Consider the following 16,023-nt stretch of genomic DNA (forward strand, 5'->3'; position numbering starts at 1 on the left):
CGGTTCGAGGCCGAGCCGGTCCGATGAGCCGACCGGGCGCGGGCGCACCGGACCGCCATCGACCGCGGGCCGGGGCTGGGCGCTCCCATGTGCCATGACCATCGGCGCCTTGGTGTTGTGGCTGTGGGGTACGGCGCGACTCGACCCATCGGCCATGTCCGACGCTGGCCTCGTGTCGGTGCTCGGCTGGCAGTTCCCGGTGTCGTTCGCGCTGCTGGCCGGAGCGTTCGCTATGTGTGTGCGCCACCGCGACCGTCGTCCCCTACTCGTCCTCCAGACGATCCTGCTGGTAGTGATGATCCAGGGAATCACTCCACTGGTGGAACCTCACCCGGCGTACTTCACCGCCTATCTGCACGTTGGGTTCGTCGACGAGATCATCCGTAACGGTCACACCGTGCCCGAGCTAGATGCCCGCTTCAACTGGCCCGGGTCGTTCGCTTTCGCCGCGCTCGTCTCGGCCGCAGGCGGCGAAGACAGTGCGATGAGCCTGGTCCGATGGGCGCCGGTGGCGTTCAACCTGGCCTTCCTGGCCCCACTGTGGATGATCGCCAAGGCACTACGAACTGATCATGCCGGGCGGTGGATCGCCCTTTGGGTCTTCGTGGCCGCCAACTGGGTTCACCAGGACTACCTCGCACCCCAAGCCGAGGCCTACTTCTTGTACCTGGTGGTGGTGGGGCTGGTACTGCGCTACCTGGGCGGAGAGGGCACTCACTGGACGGCCAAACGCTCGCCGTTCGTCCCCGAGTTGGTGCTTGACCGCCTCCGAAGACTCCAGGACCTCGACGGAGCCAGGCGGAGGGAGGCGGCCGGGTCCGTGGTCGACCCCAGGACCACCCGGTTCTTGCTGTGGAGCATCGTGGCGGTTTGTGCCACCACGGTGGTCAGCCACCAGCTCACCCCGTTCGCCCTCATCGCCGTCGTGGGGGTACTGGTCCTGGTCGGCGCCTGTCGGGCGGTCCACCTGCCAGTGATCATCGCCGTACTGTTCGTCGGGTGGTTCTCGGTGGGGGCCGTGACCTGGTGGAGCAGTCACCTCGGAGAGCTTGTGAGCGGCTTCGGCCAGTTCGGAGACAACGCGTCGTCGGGCCTGCTGGCCCGACTCGGCGGTAGCGACCTACGAGCGGTGGTGCTGTGGTTGCGGGTGGCCTTCTCGGCGGTGATGCTGGGCGGAGCCATGGTGCTGGCTGGGTTTCGATGGCGGGCTGGAAAACCTCCGGTGGCGGCCCTGGCCCTGCTGCTTCCACCATTCCTCCTGGTCGGAGGTCAAAGCTATGGCGGGGAGGTCCTCCTCCGGTCCTACCTGTTCGCCCTGCCGGCGGCATCCATCCTTCTGGCTCAGGGTCTTAGCGCGGCGGCCCGAAGGCGCGCGACGGCAGCTGGGGTGATGGTTCTTGGTGGGGTCCTGACGGTGGCTGCCATGGCTGGCCTTACCGTTCGCTTCGGAAACGAGCACTTCGAACGGGTCACCGACGACGATCTGGCCGCTGTCAGTTGGGTCTATGAAAACGTTCCCCCCGGCACGGTCCTGGTGGCCCCGACCCGCAACCTGCCGTGGCGCTATCGGGACCTGACCAGCTATCGCTATGAGCCGCTGGACGAACAACCGTTGGACTCCACCGACAAGGTCCTCGCCTTGATACCCGACGACGGCAACGCCTACCTGATATCCACCCCGGCGCAGCAACAGTTCGGCGAACAGCTTGCCTTCCTACCATCGGGGTGGTTGACGTCGATAACCGCAGAATTGGTCGACGCCGGGGTGGCCACCGAAGTCTTTCGCCAAGGCGACGCGGCGGTCTACCGACTCGATGCGGGCCCCAAGCCATGAGCGGAACCGATCTCCGACGGCATACGGCGGCCGTGATGCTGATCATCTCACTGGTCGCTGGGGTTTCGGCTGGCCTCGATCTGAGGTGGTCAGGGCGCCCCCTGGTCACCCTTGCCTATTTCACGTTCGTACCGGGCTGCACCCTGTTGCTGTTTCGGCGCCTCGGCGAACCGTTGATGGAGGTCTCGCTCGGGGTGGCATTGAGCGCCGCCGTCGGAACTGCTGTGGCCCTGTCCATGGTGGCAGTAGACCAATGGCACCCGAGCGCGGCATTGACAACCATGGCCATCGTCACCGCCTCGGCCCTGATCTGGTTCCTGTGGCGGGGTGCTCCCGAGGAGGTCGATCGATGAGCACGGTCTCGGCTGTCATCACCGCGGTCTCGTGTTTGGCGGCCGTCGTGTGCCTGGTCCGCAGGGACGAAGAAACGCTGACCTCGGCTCCCAGGTCGGCACTGGCATCGTCTGCCTGGCCGATCACCATCGCCGCGGTAGCAGTCGCGCTGATCAGGATGGTGATCATCTACTAACGGCCCCGGCCCCAACCGGCGACCAAACTCCGCCACAAGGCTCTGCCTTCGGCTGATCCAGACTCAGGCCGGGGGCACCGGCGCGTATGTGTGGCGCAAGCGTCGGGCCACGAAACCCATCGCGGCCAAGCGCTCATCCAGCCCCGGGAGACGCCCGTCCACGCACACCGCCAGGGTGCGAACCCCATCAGCTTCGAGCATTGCGGCCAGGGCCGCCATCGCGGCCTGCTCGACGTCGGCCGCCTCAGCCGGGTCGAGAGATGGATCCGTGCCCATCTCGATCACCTCGGCGGTGCCGGGCGATCCCGGACCCGACGCGATCCGGCGGGCCCAGCAGAACCCGGCCAGCCCGTCTCCATTGGGGTGATCCACCACCGCTACCCGGTCGCCGGGTTCGGCAGGAATTCCCGCCATGTCGTTGACCGGTTCGAGCCCGGTGATGGCTGTGACCAGCGAGATCCACCCGGCTCGGTCACCATCGGGCGAGGCGGGCCCTCCCCTCGCCGACGGCGTCAGGCCGGACTCCATGGGGATCTTGCTCCTCATGACGACCGCGGCACCGATCGGGCTGAGGCCAGCGGTTTGCGCAATGACCAGTCCCTGGGGGTCATCGGAGCCGAGGGGTCGCTCCACACCGAAGCGCACCCCGACGCCTTGACCAGCGAGGCCCTTGGCCACAAAGGCCAGCGTCTGTCCCATCACCGCCAGATCTTGATCTTCGAACTGGTCCTGGCCGGAGTGCACCAGATGCCTGGTGAACGCCACGTTTCCGATGGTGAACCAGTTGATCGAGCCGTCGAACGTAGGGCTCTTGACGGTGGTGCTACCGGCGAGGGGGACCTGGGAGGGGGAAGTGGCCGTCATTCCTGGCACCCTACGGTACGGCTCTCCGGCCCTGCCAGACGAGGTCACCTGGGCCGCCGGCAGCGGTCATCTACCACCGAAAACGGAGGGAGCCTCGGCCGCAACGACCGAGGCTCCCAGCCCAACTCCAGTTCAAGCCGGGACCAGCCCGACGCCAGAACTACTTGATGATCTTGGTCACCCGACCAGCACCCACGGTACGGCCACCCTCACGGATAGCAAACCGCAGACCCTCATCCATGGCGATCGGAGCGATCAACTCAACCGTCATCTGAGTGTTGTCACCAGGCATGCACATCTCAGTGCCCTCAGGCAAAGCAATCGTGCCCGTCACATCGGTCGTACGGAAGAAGAACTGCGGACGGTAGTTCGCGAAGAACGGCTTGTGACGACCACCCTCCTCCTTGGTCAACACGTACACCTCACCCTCGAAGTTCGTGTGAGGAGTAATGCTGCCCGGCTTGCACAACACCTGACCGCGCTCAACCTCTTCCTTCTTCGTACCACGAAGAAGCGCACCGATGTTGTCACCAGCCTGACCCTCATCGAGCAACTTGCGGAACATCTCCACACCAGTACAGGTGGTCTTCTGCGTGGCCTTGATACCCACGATCTCCACCTCATCACCAGTGTGGATCTGACCCTGCTCGACCTTGCCGGTCACCACAGTTCCACGACCAGTGATCGAGAACACATCCTCGATCGGCATCAAGAACGGCTTGTCGATATCACGAACCGGCTCAGGAACAAAGCTGTCCACCTGGTTCATCAACTCCAACACCTGAGCCGCCGCATCCGCGCCACCCTCAAGCGCCTTCAACGCCGATTGCGGCATCGGACCATCCGTGGCCGCCACCACCAAGATCGCCCCATCCACCTGCGCCGCACCCGTGATCATGTTCTTGATGTAGTCAGCGTGACCCGGCATATCCACATGCGCGTAATGACGGTTCGCCGTCTCATACTCCACATGGGAAATGTTGATCGTGATACCACGCTGCCGCTCCTCAGGAGCCTTGTCGATCATGTCGAACGGCGTGAACGCCGTCGTCGGATCCGCATCATGCAACGTCTTGGTAATCGCCGCCGTCAACGTCGTCTTACCATGGTCAATATGCCCCATGGTCCCAATGTTCAGGTGCGGCTTATTGCGCTCGAACTTTTCCTTGCCCATGATGGAACGCTCCTGATTGGTGGTCGCTTCGGATCTGTGGTCTTTGGCGTTGGTAGCGGCGACCGGGTTCGAACCGGTGACAACTCGATTATGAGCCGAGTGCTCTGACCAACTGAGCTACGCCGCCAGGATCTGGCTTTGCGAGCCTCCTGTGGGAATCGAACCCACGACCTCTTCCTTACCATGGAAGCGCTCTGCCGACTGAGCTAAGGAGGCGTGTCCCCGGCCCGCTCGAGGCGGGTGGGGCCGGCCCGTGAGCATAGCGGCCTCGTACCACTGGCACGAAAGCGGGTTCCACGACCTTGTGCGGCCTTGATCTGGCGCCCACACCCTGGGCCCTACGACATGGGTCGTCTGACCCAGAAGCACCTCAAGGTCGCTCCCTCACCTGCCGATACCTCCCGGGTGCAGCTGTCCCGTTTGGTCCTGGAGACCAACAAGAACCGAACATCGCTCCAGTTCCACCCACAGCTGACCGTGCTCGCCGGGGTGCCGGGCCCCGTTCGCGCCCACCTCGTCGACGAGATCCTGGGTGGCTTCACCGGCCAGCGCGAGGGCGTCCACCTGGAGCTGCACAACAACGCCGGACGCCGGATCACCGTCGTGCGACCCCGAGGCAAGGCCCATCGCGTCGATGCCCCCGACGAACGCCTCGACCTCACCGACGACTACCTCAATGCCGAAGGCAGAGCAGATGTGCTCGAACGTTACGGCATCAGCCCAACCGCCTCGGGGTGTGCCCTGCTGATCGGCGCCGACGCCGGCGCTCGGGTCACCGAGGACGACGTCCAGATCGCCCGCCTTGGCAGCTTGCCCCAATCCGAGTTGTGGTCGTCGGCCAACCGGGTCCAGGTCACCGCGGCAGAGTTTCAGGAGCTAAGCGACAAGCTGGCCACCGAGGACGACGGGGCCGAAGCCCTGGCCCAGGTGGAACAGCGCCGCCGCAACCTCGACGAGGCCGTCGAGACCCAGCAGCAGACCCAAACGAACCTGCTCCGGGTCTCAGCCGTGGCGCTCCTGGCTTGCATCCCGGTCACGCTGTGGAGCTCGTTCACGGTGGTCCCGCTGCTGGCCCTGGCCGCGCTGGCCTTGATCGGGGCGTTCGTGCTGAAGGCCAAAGTCGACCGGGCCCGCCATAAGGCCGACGACGCTCTGGCCTCGGCTGGTTCCAACTCGTACCTGGGGTTCGTGGTCAAGCAGGTGAACGTCATGATGACCGACACCGAACAGCGCCGCCGCCTGAGCGCCATCGCCACCGATCACCGTGAGGCAGCCATTGCCTGGACCCGCCTGGCTGGGAACGTGACCGCGGACTGGGCAGTGCTCCACCAACGTGAGATCGGCGATGCTGCCCGGCTTCGAAGCCACCTGGGATCGATGGACACGGTTTCGACCAGCGCCCCGACGATCGACGAGCGCTCAGCCGCGGTGGCCCGCTTGGTGTTGGGCCGGATGACCGAACTGCGTCGCATCGGGTATGGCGCCGAGAGCTTCCCCCTCATCCTCGACGATCCCTTCACCGGCCTGGCTCCTTCGGTTCGCCTCGGCCTGTTGGAGCTGATCGCCCGGGAGGCCGGCTCGCCGCAGGTGATCATCCTCACCGAACTGGCCGACGTGGCCGACTGGGCCCGCCTCGAGGCTTTGGGCGGTCGGGCCTCACTCCTGGAGCCGATGGGGCCATCCTCCCCCGCAGAGCCCGCCGATCCGGCCCCTCGGGCCGCCACCGCTCACCCCCAAGCCTCCGGCGGTGTCACCACCGGCCCTGAACGGTCCGAGCCCAACGTGGACTACTCGCTGGAAGCCCGAGGAATGGCCGTCTGATCCAGGCGGACTTACGGCTTTCATCACCAGCACCCTTCCCCGCTAAGGTGTGCGCTCCCTGGGTCGGTGCCCGAGTGGCCAAAGGGAACGGGCTGTAAACCCGTCGGCATTGCCTACGTTGGTTCAAATCCAACCCGGCCCACCATCTAGCTGTGCCCCTGCCAAGCGCAGGGGCACAGCTCGTTTTTCACTAGCCTTCGGCCATGCCCAGCTTTGACGTGGTGTCCGAGGTCGACATGCAAGAGGTCCGCAACGCGGTGGACCAGGCTGCCCGAGAGCTGACCACCCGCTACGACTTCAAGGGAACCAACTCCAGCATCGAACTGGGCGAGGACGAGATCAGGATGGCCACCTCCTCGGAGGACCGGCTGGTGGCCATGCGCACCATGCTCGAAGAGAAGCTGGTCCGTCGGAAGGTGTCGCTGAAGTCGATCGACTACGGCAAGGTCGAGGAGGCCTCCGGCGCCACCGTCCGTCAGAAGGCGGCCATCGTGGCCGGCATCTCATCGGACAAGGCCCGGGAGTTGAACAAGTTCATCAAGGGCCTGAACCTCAAGGGCATCCAGAGCCAGGCCCAAGGCGACCAGCTTCGGGTCAACGGCAAGAAGCGCGACGACCTGCAGGCCGTCATCGCCGACCTCAAGGCCGCCGACCTCGGCATCCCGCTCCAGTTCAACAACTTCCGGGACTGATCCCCGGCACCACGCTGCTCGGCGGTGCCATGCTGTTTCGCAGGTGGCCCGTCGCCACGCCGTGGCTCCAACCCCGAGGAGCTACTGCCACTCGCCTCCACGGAGGCGGGCGATACGATCCTCCATCGGCGGGTGGGTGGTGAACAGCTTGGAGAACTGCACCTTCTGCCCGTTGAACGGGTTGGCGATGTAGGCGCCGGCCTGGACCGGGTCCACGCTGGAGGGCACCATGCGAGTTCCACGGTCGAGCTTCTCGAGCGCCCGGGCCAAGGGTTCGCCGGTGCCCAGCATGCGAGCCGCGGAACGGTCAGCCTCGTACTCGCGGCTGCGGCTGAGCGCCATCTGGAGGAGTCCGGCCGCCAGCGGGGCCAAGATGATCAGGGCCAGTTGACCGATCACGTTGTCGTTGCGATCCCGGCCTCCACCACCGAACATGGCCCCCCACATCGCCATGCGGGCCAGGAAGGTGATGCCCATGGCCACGGCCGCTGCCACCGATCCGATGAGGATGTCGCGGTTGCGGACGTGGCTGACCTCGTGAGCCAACACTCCCTGGAGTTCCTCCCACGACAACACGTCGAGGATGCCCTGGTTCACGCAGACGGCGGCGTGCTTGGGACTGCGACCGGTGGCGAAGGCATTGGGTTGAGGGTCCGGCGACACGTACAGCCGGGGCATAGGGATATCAGCTTTGGTGGCCAGATCACGAACGATGGCGTGATAGCGGGGCATCTGCTGTTCTGAGACCTCGACGGCCCGGGCCGAGCGGATGGCCAACTTGTCGCTGAACCAGTACGAACCGCCCACGAAGACCAGGCCGATGCCGAGTCCGATGGCAGCCCCGCCCTGGCCTCCCAGGGCTCCGCCCACCACGATGAGCAGGCCACCGATGCCGGCGAGCAGGACGACGGTCTTGATGTTGTTCTTCATGGTTCGTCTCCCGGGCCCTACCTGGGGCTCCGAGCTGAACGCTACCGTGCGGCCCCGAAAGAACAGGTAAGACCACGGTGCGCGTAAACGCCGGCGCTCCGGGAACGTTCAGTCTTCGGACGGCGCGGAGTCGGCCCGGGCTCTGATCTCCTCGACCACGCCGGGGTCGGCCAGGGTGGTGGTGTCACCCAGCTCTCGGCCTTCGGCGACGTCTCGCAGCAGGCGACGCATGATCTTGCCCGATCGGGTCTTGGGGAGGTCGTCGGTGAAGATGATCAGCTTGGGTCGACTGATGGGTCCGATCTTGGTGGCCACGTGGCCGCGCAGTTCCTGGCCGACCGCATCGGATGCTTCCACTCCACCCTTGAGGGTCACGAACGCCACGATGGCCTGGCCGGTGGTGTCGTCTTTGGCTCCCACCACCGCCGCTTCGGCCACCCTGGGGTTGTCGACCAGTGCCGATTCGACCTCGGCGGTGGAGATCCGATGGCCGGAGACGTTCATGACGTCGTCGACCCGGCCCAGCACCCACAGGTAGCCGTCGTCGTCGAGTTTGGCGCCGTCACCGGCGAAGTAGCGACCGGGGAACCGACCCCAGTACGCGTCGCGATAGCGCTGGGGGTCTCCCCAGATGCCCCGCAACATCGATGGCCACGGCTCGGTCAAGGTGAGGTAGCCGCCGCCACGGCTCACCGCCTGGCCTTGATCGTCGACCAGTTCGGCGGCGATCCCTGGCAGCGGGAAGGTGGCCGAGCCGGGCTTGGTGGTGGTGTGACCCGGCAACGGCGAGATCATGATCGCCCCGGTTTCGGTCTGCCACCAGGTGTCCACGATGGGACAGCGACCTCCCCCGACGTTGTGGTGGTACCAGACCCAGGCTTCGGGGTTGATGGGTTCTCCCACCGAACCCAACAACCGCAGCGACGACAGGTCGTGACCAGCGGGCTCGTCGGTACCCCACTTCATGAAGGTCCGGATGGCCGTAGGCGCGGTGTAGAGGATGGTGACGCCGTATCGCTCCACCAGGTCCCAGAACCGGTCCCGGCCCGGCGTGTCAGGAGTGCCTTCGTAGAGCACCGAGGTGGCCGCGTTGGCCAGTGGCCCGTACACCACGTAGCTGTGACCGGTAACCCAGCCGATGTCGGCCGTGCACCAGTACACGTCGGTGTCGGGATGGAGGTCGAAGACGTAGCGGTGGGTGTATGCGACCTGCACCAGGTAGCCCCCGGTGGTGTGCATAATCCCCTTGGGCTTGCCGGTGGTCCCCGACGTGTAGAGCAGGTAGAGGAGGTCCTCGCTCTCCATGGCCTCGGGGGCACAGTGGGCATCGGCGTCAGCCATCAGGTCGTGGTACCAGTGGTCTCGACCTGCGGTCATGGCCGTGTCGACGGTGGCGCCCGAGGAGGCGAGGCGGTCCACCACCACGACGTGCTCGATCGACGGGGTGGAAGCCAGGGCCACGTCCACGGTGGGCTTGAGCAGGCCCGGTTGGCCACGGCGCCATCCACCGTCGGCGGTCACCAGTACCTTGCACTCGGCGTCGTTGATGCGATCGGCGAGAGAGTCGGCGGAGAACCCTCCGAACACAACGGAATGGGGGGCACCGATCCGGGCGCAGGCCAGCAACGTGACCGGGAGCTCGGGGATCATCGGGAGGTAGACGGCGACCCGGTCACCGCGCTCGATGCCCAGATCCTTGAGCACGTTGGCGAACCGTTCGACTTCGGCCAGCAGTTCTGAGTAGGTGATGGTCCGGGTGTCGCCGGGTTCTCCCCCCCAGTGGTAGGCCACCCGATCGCCGAGACCGGCAGCGACGTGGCGGTCCAGGCAGTTCTCCGACACGTTGAGACGGCCACCGTCGAACCACCGGGCATCGGGCAGGTCCCAGTCCAGGACCGATGTCCATGGGTTGGACCAGTCGACCAGCTCAGAGGCCTGCCGAGCCCAGAACGCCAGACGGTCGGCATCGGCCTCGGCTTGGAGGGAGTCCGAGTTGACGAGAGCGTCAGCGGCGAACCCCGATGGCGGGGCGAACTTCCGATCCTCGAGGAGGTAGTCCTCGATGGTGGCATCACTCGGCTGGCTGGTGTCGGTCATGACTACGGCTCCGTTCCCCTGGTCCGCTCGGCGCCGGTCACCCTACCCAGACCACGCCGCCGCCGGCGCCGCCAGACCGACCCCTATGAGACGCGGACCCCCAGCGCGGCGGGCGCTGCCCTACCCATGGTGGGGGCGGTGTTCGCTGCACCCGAAACCACCCCCAACGGGCGGCCCGCGGTTTCGTCGGGAACCAGGGCGAGGTCGATGCCCAGGCTGGCGAGCCGAGTCAGCGATGCCTCGGTCACGCCGGCCACTCCGGTGCGCGAACCCATTCGGGCGGTGAGACCCAACACCGAGGCGACCAACGCTGCTCCGTTGGGGGCTGACCCCGGGGCTGCCGGGTCGAAGAGGCGTGCGTCGAGCCACACCTGGTCGGCTTCGAGGTCTCCCAACAGGCGTAACGACCCGAAACGAGCCCCGAATCGGTCGACGGCAACCGCGAACCCTTCAGCCTGGAGGGCCTTGAGTCCGGCGAGTGCCCCCTCGTCCCCGCCCAGCAGCACCATCTCGTCCATGGCGAAGGTGATGTGGCTTCGTTCGAGGCCCAGGTCATCGGCGGCCCGTGACAACCAGGCCGCAGCCGCGCCGGCCCCGAGGGGGAGGTTGGGGACATGGATCAGGTGTCGTTGTGGTTGACCGAGTCGACGACGGGTGTGGCGCTCGACCATCTTCAGGACCGAGATGAGGGTGTCGAAGGTGACCAGGGCATCGGCCGGGCGGAGCACTACGTCGTGTTGGACGGGCTGACCCGAGGCCACCGAGACCACCGGGTGGCTCCACAGCTCGACCACGGTGTCGTCGTCGCTTCCCGTGGCCCGCGGCTCTCCGTCGCCGGGGTGGGACCAAGCGTCGACGACGTCGCCGTGGTGTTCGTCGGGGCCGAAGGATCGGTGGCGTTCGGCTCTCGCTCTGGTCTTGAAGGCGTACATGTCGACGTCGGCTCGGACCATCAACTCCTGGACCCGCCGATCGGCTTCGGGGCCGGGCTCGGCCACCGCCACCCCGGTGGACAGGTTCAGGTCGGGCATTGCTGGCCCCACCGACACCGTGGTGACCTGTTGGAGAAGGGACCGACAGCGGGCCTCGACGTCTTGGGCCGATGGGGCGATGATGGCCGCGGCGAACTCGTCACCGGACAGTCGGGCCACCATTGATCCCCGCGGGACTGCGGCTCCGATGGCAGACGCCACCGCCACCAGGGCGGCGTCCCCCATGGCGTGGCCGTATGTGTCGTTGACGGATTTGAAGTCGTCCACGTCGAACAGGGCGACGCCGACCCAGGGTCCGGACCTGTCGCTCAGGAGCCGCCGGAGCTCGGAGCGGAACCGGCGCCGGTTCCATAGGCCGGTCAGTTCGTCGCGGTGGGCGGCGGTGGCCAGCTCTCGTGTGACCCGATGTTCGGCGGTCCGGTCCTCGACCGCCACCACCAGGTATGGGCGTCGGCCCGGTTCGCTGACCAGGGAGACCTGTTGACGCCACCACACCGCGTCGATCGGGGCGCCGAGCGCTCCCTCGACCACCAGCGTCTCGCCGGGCACGACCCGTTCGAGCATTGACACCAGGTCGGAGCGCTGGCCACCGATGGGAACGGGCCACACCTGGCCGATGAGTCGGTGCAACGGAGTGTCGAGCGCGGTGCACATGGCTCGGTTCACGGCCATGACCGTGCCGTCGCCGGCGTCGACGATCGCCATGGGGCAGGGGGCGTGGTTGAAGGCGGAGGCGTCGCGGCGTTGGACAGACATCTTGAATGTGATCCTGTGCCCGCCCCCGCTGGTTGGGGGTCATTCTGCCTCAGGAACGGCGGTCGTGCTCGCTCAAACGCAGGGGGTGGTCGTGGCCGGCGTGGTGACCCATTCGGCCACCGTGAACCCGCCCAGGCCATCGGGATCGACCAATGCCTCGGCTTCTCGTATCCGACTGGCCCCCTCCAGTGCCTGGCGACCGCCCCTGATGCCGCCATCGGCTCACCAGCTCCGACCTTGGGTCACCAGGTCGTCGATCCCGTGGGCCTCGAGGAACTCGGCCTGGGACCGGTGGGTGGCCGCCTCGGCCACCACCAGGAGCTGATCGAGGGCGACCTCGGTGGTGATATCACACGATCCAGGTGCTTCTAGCGGTGATCCGGCCCGCTGGTGGGATGCGTAGGTGCGCAGCCACTCCGTCCACGGCCTTCGAGCCATCTCAGCCGAGGTGGACATGTAGTCGATCACCACCACCCGCCCGCCCTCGGACCGGGTGAGGTCAATGGCTGATGCCAGCCAGTGCCCGGCCTCGTGGTGGACCGGGAAGCGGGCCCCGAGTACCGGGTTCCCACCCTGATGAGCGCACCACGCCCGTTGTGTGGCCGGCAGCGGCCGGTAGCCCTCCACCAGCGTCGGCACCGGTTGTTCGCCGTGGAGCGCGTCGACGACCTCTCGGCCAGGTACCTGGCCGACGTCGACGGTGACCTCCACCCACCCCTGGTCCCCGAGCTCCACCAGGGCGAACGGAAGGTTGTCGAGCAGCTCGTTGGCGAGGATCACCACCGGACCGGGGAGCAGCTCCCCCGGCGCCGGCATGTCGGGGCGCGTGTCCACGCCATCGGGATGACTGGCCCACTGGACCTCGGCGACCTCGACCAGAACGTGGTGAAGGGCGTCGAGACACCGGGGTGAGGCTGCCCTCATGGCCCGGGCCAGCGTCCCCGGACCGGCTCCGGCCTCGACCAAGACGAACGAGGCCGGAGATCCGAGCTCGTCCCACCAGGAGTCGAGGGCCCGGGCCATCACCGCTCCGAACAACGGGCCCACCTCGGGGCTGGTCAGGAAGTCCCGGCGTCGACCTGCCCCTGACCCACCCGCATAGAAACCCACCTCTGGCGTGTACAGGGCGTGGGCCATGAACTCGTCGTAACCGATGGGCCCACCGTCAGCGATGTGGGCGAGGATCGCTGCTTCGAGCGGTCCGGAACGGCCCGGCACCGGCTCGGGTGCCGGCTCCACCGACTACTTGCCCAGGGACAGGGTGAAGGTGGCGTGGTCGGCCAGGTCGGCCACCAGGTTGGGCATCACACCGACCACCACGGTGACGGCCAAGGTGACACCGACAGCAGCGGCCAGCGCCACGGGGATCCGCACCGGCGTGGTGTCACCGTCGGGGACGTCGTCCATGAACATGGTGCGCATGACACCCAGGTAGTACCCGAGGCTGATGACCGAGTTGACCGCCATGGCCACCGCGGCGGCGTAGGCCAGTGCGGTGTGGGCGCTGACCACGGCGGTGAACAGCTGGAACTTGGCGAACCAGCCGACGGCCGGCGGGATACCACCGAGAGCGAACAGGAACACGGCCATGGCCACGGCCAGGCCGGGGGCATAACTGAACAGCCCGCCCCAGCTGGCCAGTTCACCCGATCGGGTGCGCCGGCTGACGGTGATGATCACGGCAAAGGCGCCGAGGTTCACCACCGTGTAGATCAGCAGGTACAGCACGATCGACGACAGCACCTGAGACGAGGTTCCGGCATCGCCGGCACCCACCGCGGCCAACGGGGCCAGGATGAAGCCGGCCTGGGCCACCGACGAGTAGGCGAACAGGCGCACCACGTTGGTCTGACGCAGGGCGATCACGTTGCCCACGGTCATGGTGAGCACGGCCAGGATGAACATGAACGGCCGGATCACGTCGGCACGACCGAAGAAGCCGATGAACACCAACTGGAGCATGGCCACGAAGCCAGCCGACTTCGACGCCACCGACAAGAAGGCGGTGACCGGGGTGGGCGCACCCTCGTAGGTGTCGGGGGCCCAGTTCTGGAACGGCACGGCCGACACCTTGAAGGCGAACCCGACCAGCGTGAAGATGATGCCCAGCACGGCGACGGGCTTCTGGCCGAACGAGCCGGCCACCTGCACGCCGATCTCGGAGATCAGCGTGGTCCCGGTGCCGCCGAAGATCAGCGACATGCCGTAGAGCATCACGCCGGTGGCGAACACGCCCATCAGGTAGTACTTCATGCCGGCTTCGATGCCGGTCTGGGTGCGCTTGCGCCAGGCGGCCAGCAGGTAAGTGGGGATCGAGAGCATCTCGAAGGCCACGAAGATGGTGATCAGGTCCCGAGACGACGACATGACCATCATGCCGAACACCGCGGCCAACAGCAGTTGGTAGTACTCGCCTTCGGGGTAGTCACCCTCGGCGATCTGGTTGGTCGAGATCAGGACGGTGATGTAGCCGGCCACCAGGAACAGGCCCTTGAGCACCAGCGAGAAGTCGTCGACGACGTAGCCGCCCCCGAACATCACGCCGGCATCGGCGTCACGCATGTGCAGGGTGAGCAGCGGCACCACGGCCGCCAACATGCCGATGCCGGCGAACGACGACGCCGTCCAACGGCTGCCCTCGTCGGTGAAGACGTCGATCAGCAGGCAGATCACCAGGGTGGCCAGGATGACCAGCTCCGGGGCGAGCGCGTGCCAGTCGATGTCTGGCCGGACGAAACCGCCGGCCGCGGCGAGGAGGACGGAAGACATGGGTCAGTTCCCGCCCAGGGCGGCCAGGCTGTGGATCACGGCCGCGTCGGTGACCCGGAAGATCAGGTTGGGGTAGACGCCCAGCACCACGATGAAGAGGATCATGGGCGCCCACGCGAGGTAGTCGGTGAGGTGCATGTCGTGGATGTGCTCGTGCTCGAACTCCTCGGTGGGAGTACCGAACGCCACCCGCTGGAGGAGCCAGAGGAGGTAGCCGGCGGCGAGCACGGTTCCGATGGCGGCCACCACCATGTACACCCGGAACAGCTCTTCGCTCAGTCCGGCGCCAGGGTTGTAGGCCGACAAGATGGCCGGGAACTCACCCCAGAAGCCGGCCAGACCGGGCAGGCCGAGAGAGGCCATGGCGCTGAAGCCGAGCAACCAGCCCATGTGAGGGGCCTGGAGCAGCAAGCCACCAAGCCGCTTGATCTCGAGGGTGTGGAACCGGTCCTTCACCGAACCGGCGATGAAGAACAGCATCCCGGTGATGAGGCCGTGGGCAACCATGCCGAAGATGGCGGCATTGATGCCGAACGGTGTGAGGGTGGCGATGCCCAGCATCACGTAACCCATGTGGGCCACCGATGAGAAGGCGATGAGACGCTTCATGTCGGTCTGGGCCAGACAGCCCAAGGCACCGTAGATGATGCCGATGACGGCCAAGCCGCCGATGATCGGCGCCCACCACTTGGCCCCTTCGGGCAGGATCGGGATGGCGATGCGCACGAACCCGTAGGTTCCGAGCTTCAGCAGCACGGCGGCCAGGATGACCGAACCCTGGGTGGGGGCCTGGGTGTGGGCGTCGGGCAGCCAGGTGTGGAACGGGAACATCGGCACCTTGATGCCGAAGCCCATGAAGAAGCCACCGAAGATCAAGATGGCGGTGTTCTTGGCCAGGGTGGATCCGCCCCATTCGCTCAAGGCGACCATGGAGAAGGTGTGGCGCATCTCGCCGCCGATGCTGATCTCGGGCGACAAGAAGTAGGTGGCCAGGATGGCCACGATCATCAAGGCCGAACCGAAGGCGGTGTAGAGGAAGAACTTGAGCGACGCGTACTTGCGCTGCTCACCACCGAACACACCGATCATGAAGTACATCGGCAGCAGCACGAACTCGAAGAAGACGAAGAACAGGAGCAGGTCCTGGGCCACGAAGCTGCCGATCATCCCGGTCTCGAGGATCAGGATGAGGATCAGGAAGACCTTGGGGTTGTGGGGCTCGGGGAAGTGGTCCCACGAGTACACGATCACCAACGGCACCACGAACACCGTCAGGGCGATGAGCGGCAGCGAGATGCCGTCGATGCCCATGATGTAGCGGCTGTTGATCACCTCGATCCATGTCTTGTCCTGGAAGAACTGCAACGTGGCGCCGTGGTCGTAGTCGAAGTTCGCCAGCAGGGCGACACCGACACCGAACACCACCAGGCTGGTGGCCAGCGCCACCACCTTGTGCAGGGTCTCCTCAGTCTTCGGGATGGCCAGCATCACCGCCGCCCCCACCAGAGGTAGGAACACGACGGCGGTGGCACCCCAGCCGTTGAGCAGGTCCTTCACGGTTTCGA

General features: G+C 66.3%; 13 protein-coding genes and 3 tRNA genes. 6 read left to right on the forward strand and 10 right to left on the reverse strand.

What is annotated here, in order from left to right; all coding sequences use genetic code 11:
* The first annotated feature begins 94 nt into the window (after positions 1-94).
* From IPG97_10665 to IPG97_10675, 3 genes are read left to right on the forward strand one after another with little or no spacing between them, the layout of a single operon-like run.
* Positions 95-1,834: a hypothetical protein gene (locus IPG97_10665; GenBank protein ID MBK6856983.1), complete on the forward strand. Its 1,740-nt coding sequence runs from the start codon at positions 95-97 to the stop codon at positions 1,832-1,834.
* Positions 1,835-1,869: 35 nt separating this feature from the next.
* Positions 1,870-2,187, forward strand: a complete 318-nt coding sequence (locus tag IPG97_10670; protein ID MBK6856984.1) for a hypothetical protein — start codon at positions 1,870-1,872, stop codon at positions 2,185-2,187.
* Positions 2,184-2,363: a hypothetical protein gene (locus tag IPG97_10675; GenBank protein MBK6856985.1), complete on the forward strand. Its 180-nt coding sequence runs from the start codon at positions 2,184-2,186 to the stop codon at positions 2,361-2,363. Before IPG97_10670 ends, IPG97_10675 begins: the two co-directional genes overlap by 4 nt.
* Positions 2,364-2,426: 63 nt before the next feature.
* Here IPG97_10675 and IPG97_10680 read toward each other — a convergent pair whose 3' ends face one another.
* The 4 genes from IPG97_10680 to IPG97_10695 form a co-directional block, all read right to left on the reverse strand.
* Complete coding sequence (locus tag IPG97_10680; protein MBK6856986.1) at positions 2,427-3,227, reverse strand: hypothetical protein; 801 nt, start codon at positions 3,225-3,227, stop codon at positions 2,427-2,429.
* Between the two features lie 160 nt (positions 3,228-3,387).
* A complete protein-coding gene (locus tag IPG97_10685) occupies positions 3,388-4,401 on the reverse strand; it encodes an elongation factor Tu (GenBank protein MBK6856987.1) in 1,014 nt (337 codons plus the stop codon).
* A 50-nt stretch (positions 4,402-4,451) separates the two neighbouring features.
* Positions 4,452-4,528 (reverse strand) — tRNA-Met (locus IPG97_10690).
* 16 nt (positions 4,529-4,544) lie between these two features.
* Positions 4,545-4,617: transfer RNA gene (locus tag IPG97_10695), tRNA-Thr, on the reverse strand.
* Positions 4,618-4,746: 129 nt separating this feature from the next.
* Here IPG97_10695 and IPG97_10700 point away from each other — a divergent pair.
* The 3 genes from IPG97_10700 to IPG97_10710 all read left to right on the forward strand — a co-directional run bounded on the left by IPG97_10700 (position 4,747) and on the right by IPG97_10710 (position 6,914).
* Entirely contained in the window at positions 4,747-6,222 is a 1,476-nt protein-coding gene (locus IPG97_10700; protein MBK6856988.1) for a hypothetical protein, read from the forward strand.
* 60 nt (positions 6,223-6,282) lie between these two features.
* Positions 6,283-6,367, forward strand: a tRNA-Tyr gene (locus tag IPG97_10705).
* Positions 6,368-6,425: 58 nt separating this feature from the next.
* Positions 6,426-6,914, forward strand: a complete 489-nt coding sequence (locus tag IPG97_10710; GenBank protein ID MBK6856989.1) for a YajQ family cyclic di-GMP-binding protein — start codon at positions 6,426-6,428, stop codon at positions 6,912-6,914.
* An 81-nt stretch (positions 6,915-6,995) separates the two neighbouring features.
* On the opposite strand, the gene IPG97_10715 is transcribed toward IPG97_10710, so the two are convergent.
* The 6 genes from IPG97_10715 to IPG97_10740 form a co-directional block, all read right to left on the reverse strand.
* Complete coding sequence (locus tag IPG97_10715; protein MBK6856990.1) at positions 6,996-7,844, reverse strand: zinc metalloprotease HtpX; 849 nt, start codon at positions 7,842-7,844, stop codon at positions 6,996-6,998.
* 108 nt (positions 7,845-7,952) lie between these two features.
* A complete protein-coding gene (acs, locus tag IPG97_10720; protein MBK6856991.1) occupies positions 7,953-9,941 on the reverse strand; it encodes an acetate--CoA ligase in 1,989 nt (662 codons plus the stop codon).
* 83 nt (positions 9,942-10,024) lie between these two features.
* On the reverse strand, positions 10,025-11,689 hold the full coding sequence (locus IPG97_10725) for a diguanylate cyclase (GenBank protein ID MBK6856992.1): 1,665 nt from the start codon (positions 11,687-11,689) through the stop codon (positions 10,025-10,027).
* A gap of 222 nt (positions 11,690-11,911) precedes the next feature.
* A complete protein-coding gene (locus IPG97_10730) occupies positions 11,912-12,928 on the reverse strand; it encodes an SAM-dependent methyltransferase (protein MBK6856993.1) in 1,017 nt (338 codons plus the stop codon).
* Between the two features lie 3 nt (positions 12,929-12,931).
* Complete coding sequence (locus IPG97_10735) at positions 12,932-14,458, reverse strand: NADH-quinone oxidoreductase subunit N (protein MBK6856994.1); 1,527 nt, start codon at positions 14,456-14,458, stop codon at positions 12,932-12,934.
* 3 nt (positions 14,459-14,461) lie between these two features.
* Complete coding sequence (locus IPG97_10740; protein ID MBK6856995.1) at positions 14,462-15,946, reverse strand: NADH-quinone oxidoreductase subunit M; 1,485 nt, start codon at positions 15,944-15,946, stop codon at positions 14,462-14,464.
* Positions 15,947-16,023 lie beyond the last annotated feature (77 nt).

It is taken from the genome of Microthrixaceae bacterium (assembly GCA_016702505.1).
GTDB lineage: Bacteria > Actinomycetota > Acidimicrobiia > Acidimicrobiales > Iamiaceae > Aquihabitans.

Bases quoted from the DNA above. Each gene is read 5' to 3' on its own strand.
- IPG97_10665 (MBK6856983.1), top strand. From the start codon at position 95: ATGACCATCGGCGCCTTGGTGTTGTGGCTGTGGGGTACGGCGCGACTC.
- IPG97_10670 (MBK6856984.1), top strand. From the start codon at position 1,870: ATGCTGATCATCTCACTGGTCGCTGGGGTTTCGGCTGGCCTCGATCTG.
- IPG97_10675 (MBK6856985.1), top strand. From the start codon at position 2,184: ATGAGCACGGTCTCGGCTGTCATCACCGCGGTCTCGTGTTTGGCGGCC.
- IPG97_10680 (MBK6856986.1), bottom strand. From the start codon at position 3,227: ATGACGGCCACTTCCCCCTCCCAGGTCCCCCTCGCCGGTAGCACCACC.
- IPG97_10685 (MBK6856987.1), bottom strand. From the start codon at position 4,401: ATGGGCAAGGAAAAGTTCGAGCGCAATAAGCCGCACCTGAACATTGGG.
- IPG97_10700 (MBK6856988.1), top strand. From the start codon at position 4,747: ATGGGTCGTCTGACCCAGAAGCACCTCAAGGTCGCTCCCTCACCTGCC.
- IPG97_10710 (MBK6856989.1), top strand. From the start codon at position 6,426: ATGCCCAGCTTTGACGTGGTGTCCGAGGTCGACATGCAAGAGGTCCGC.
- IPG97_10715 (MBK6856990.1), bottom strand. From the start codon at position 7,844: ATGAAGAACAACATCAAGACCGTCGTCCTGCTCGCCGGCATCGGTGGC.
- acs (MBK6856991.1), bottom strand. From the start codon at position 9,941: ATGACCGACACCAGCCAGCCGAGTGATGCCACCATCGAGGACTACCTC.
- IPG97_10725 (MBK6856992.1), bottom strand. From the start codon at position 11,689: ATGTCTGTCCAACGCCGCGACGCCTCCGCCTTCAACCACGCCCCCTGC.
- IPG97_10735 (MBK6856994.1), bottom strand. From the start codon at position 14,458: ATGTCTTCCGTCCTCCTCGCCGCGGCCGGCGGTTTCGTCCGGCCAGAC.
- IPG97_10740 (MBK6856995.1), bottom strand. From the start codon at position 15,946: ATGCTGGCCATCCCGAAGACTGAGGAGACCCTGCACAAGGTGGTGGCG.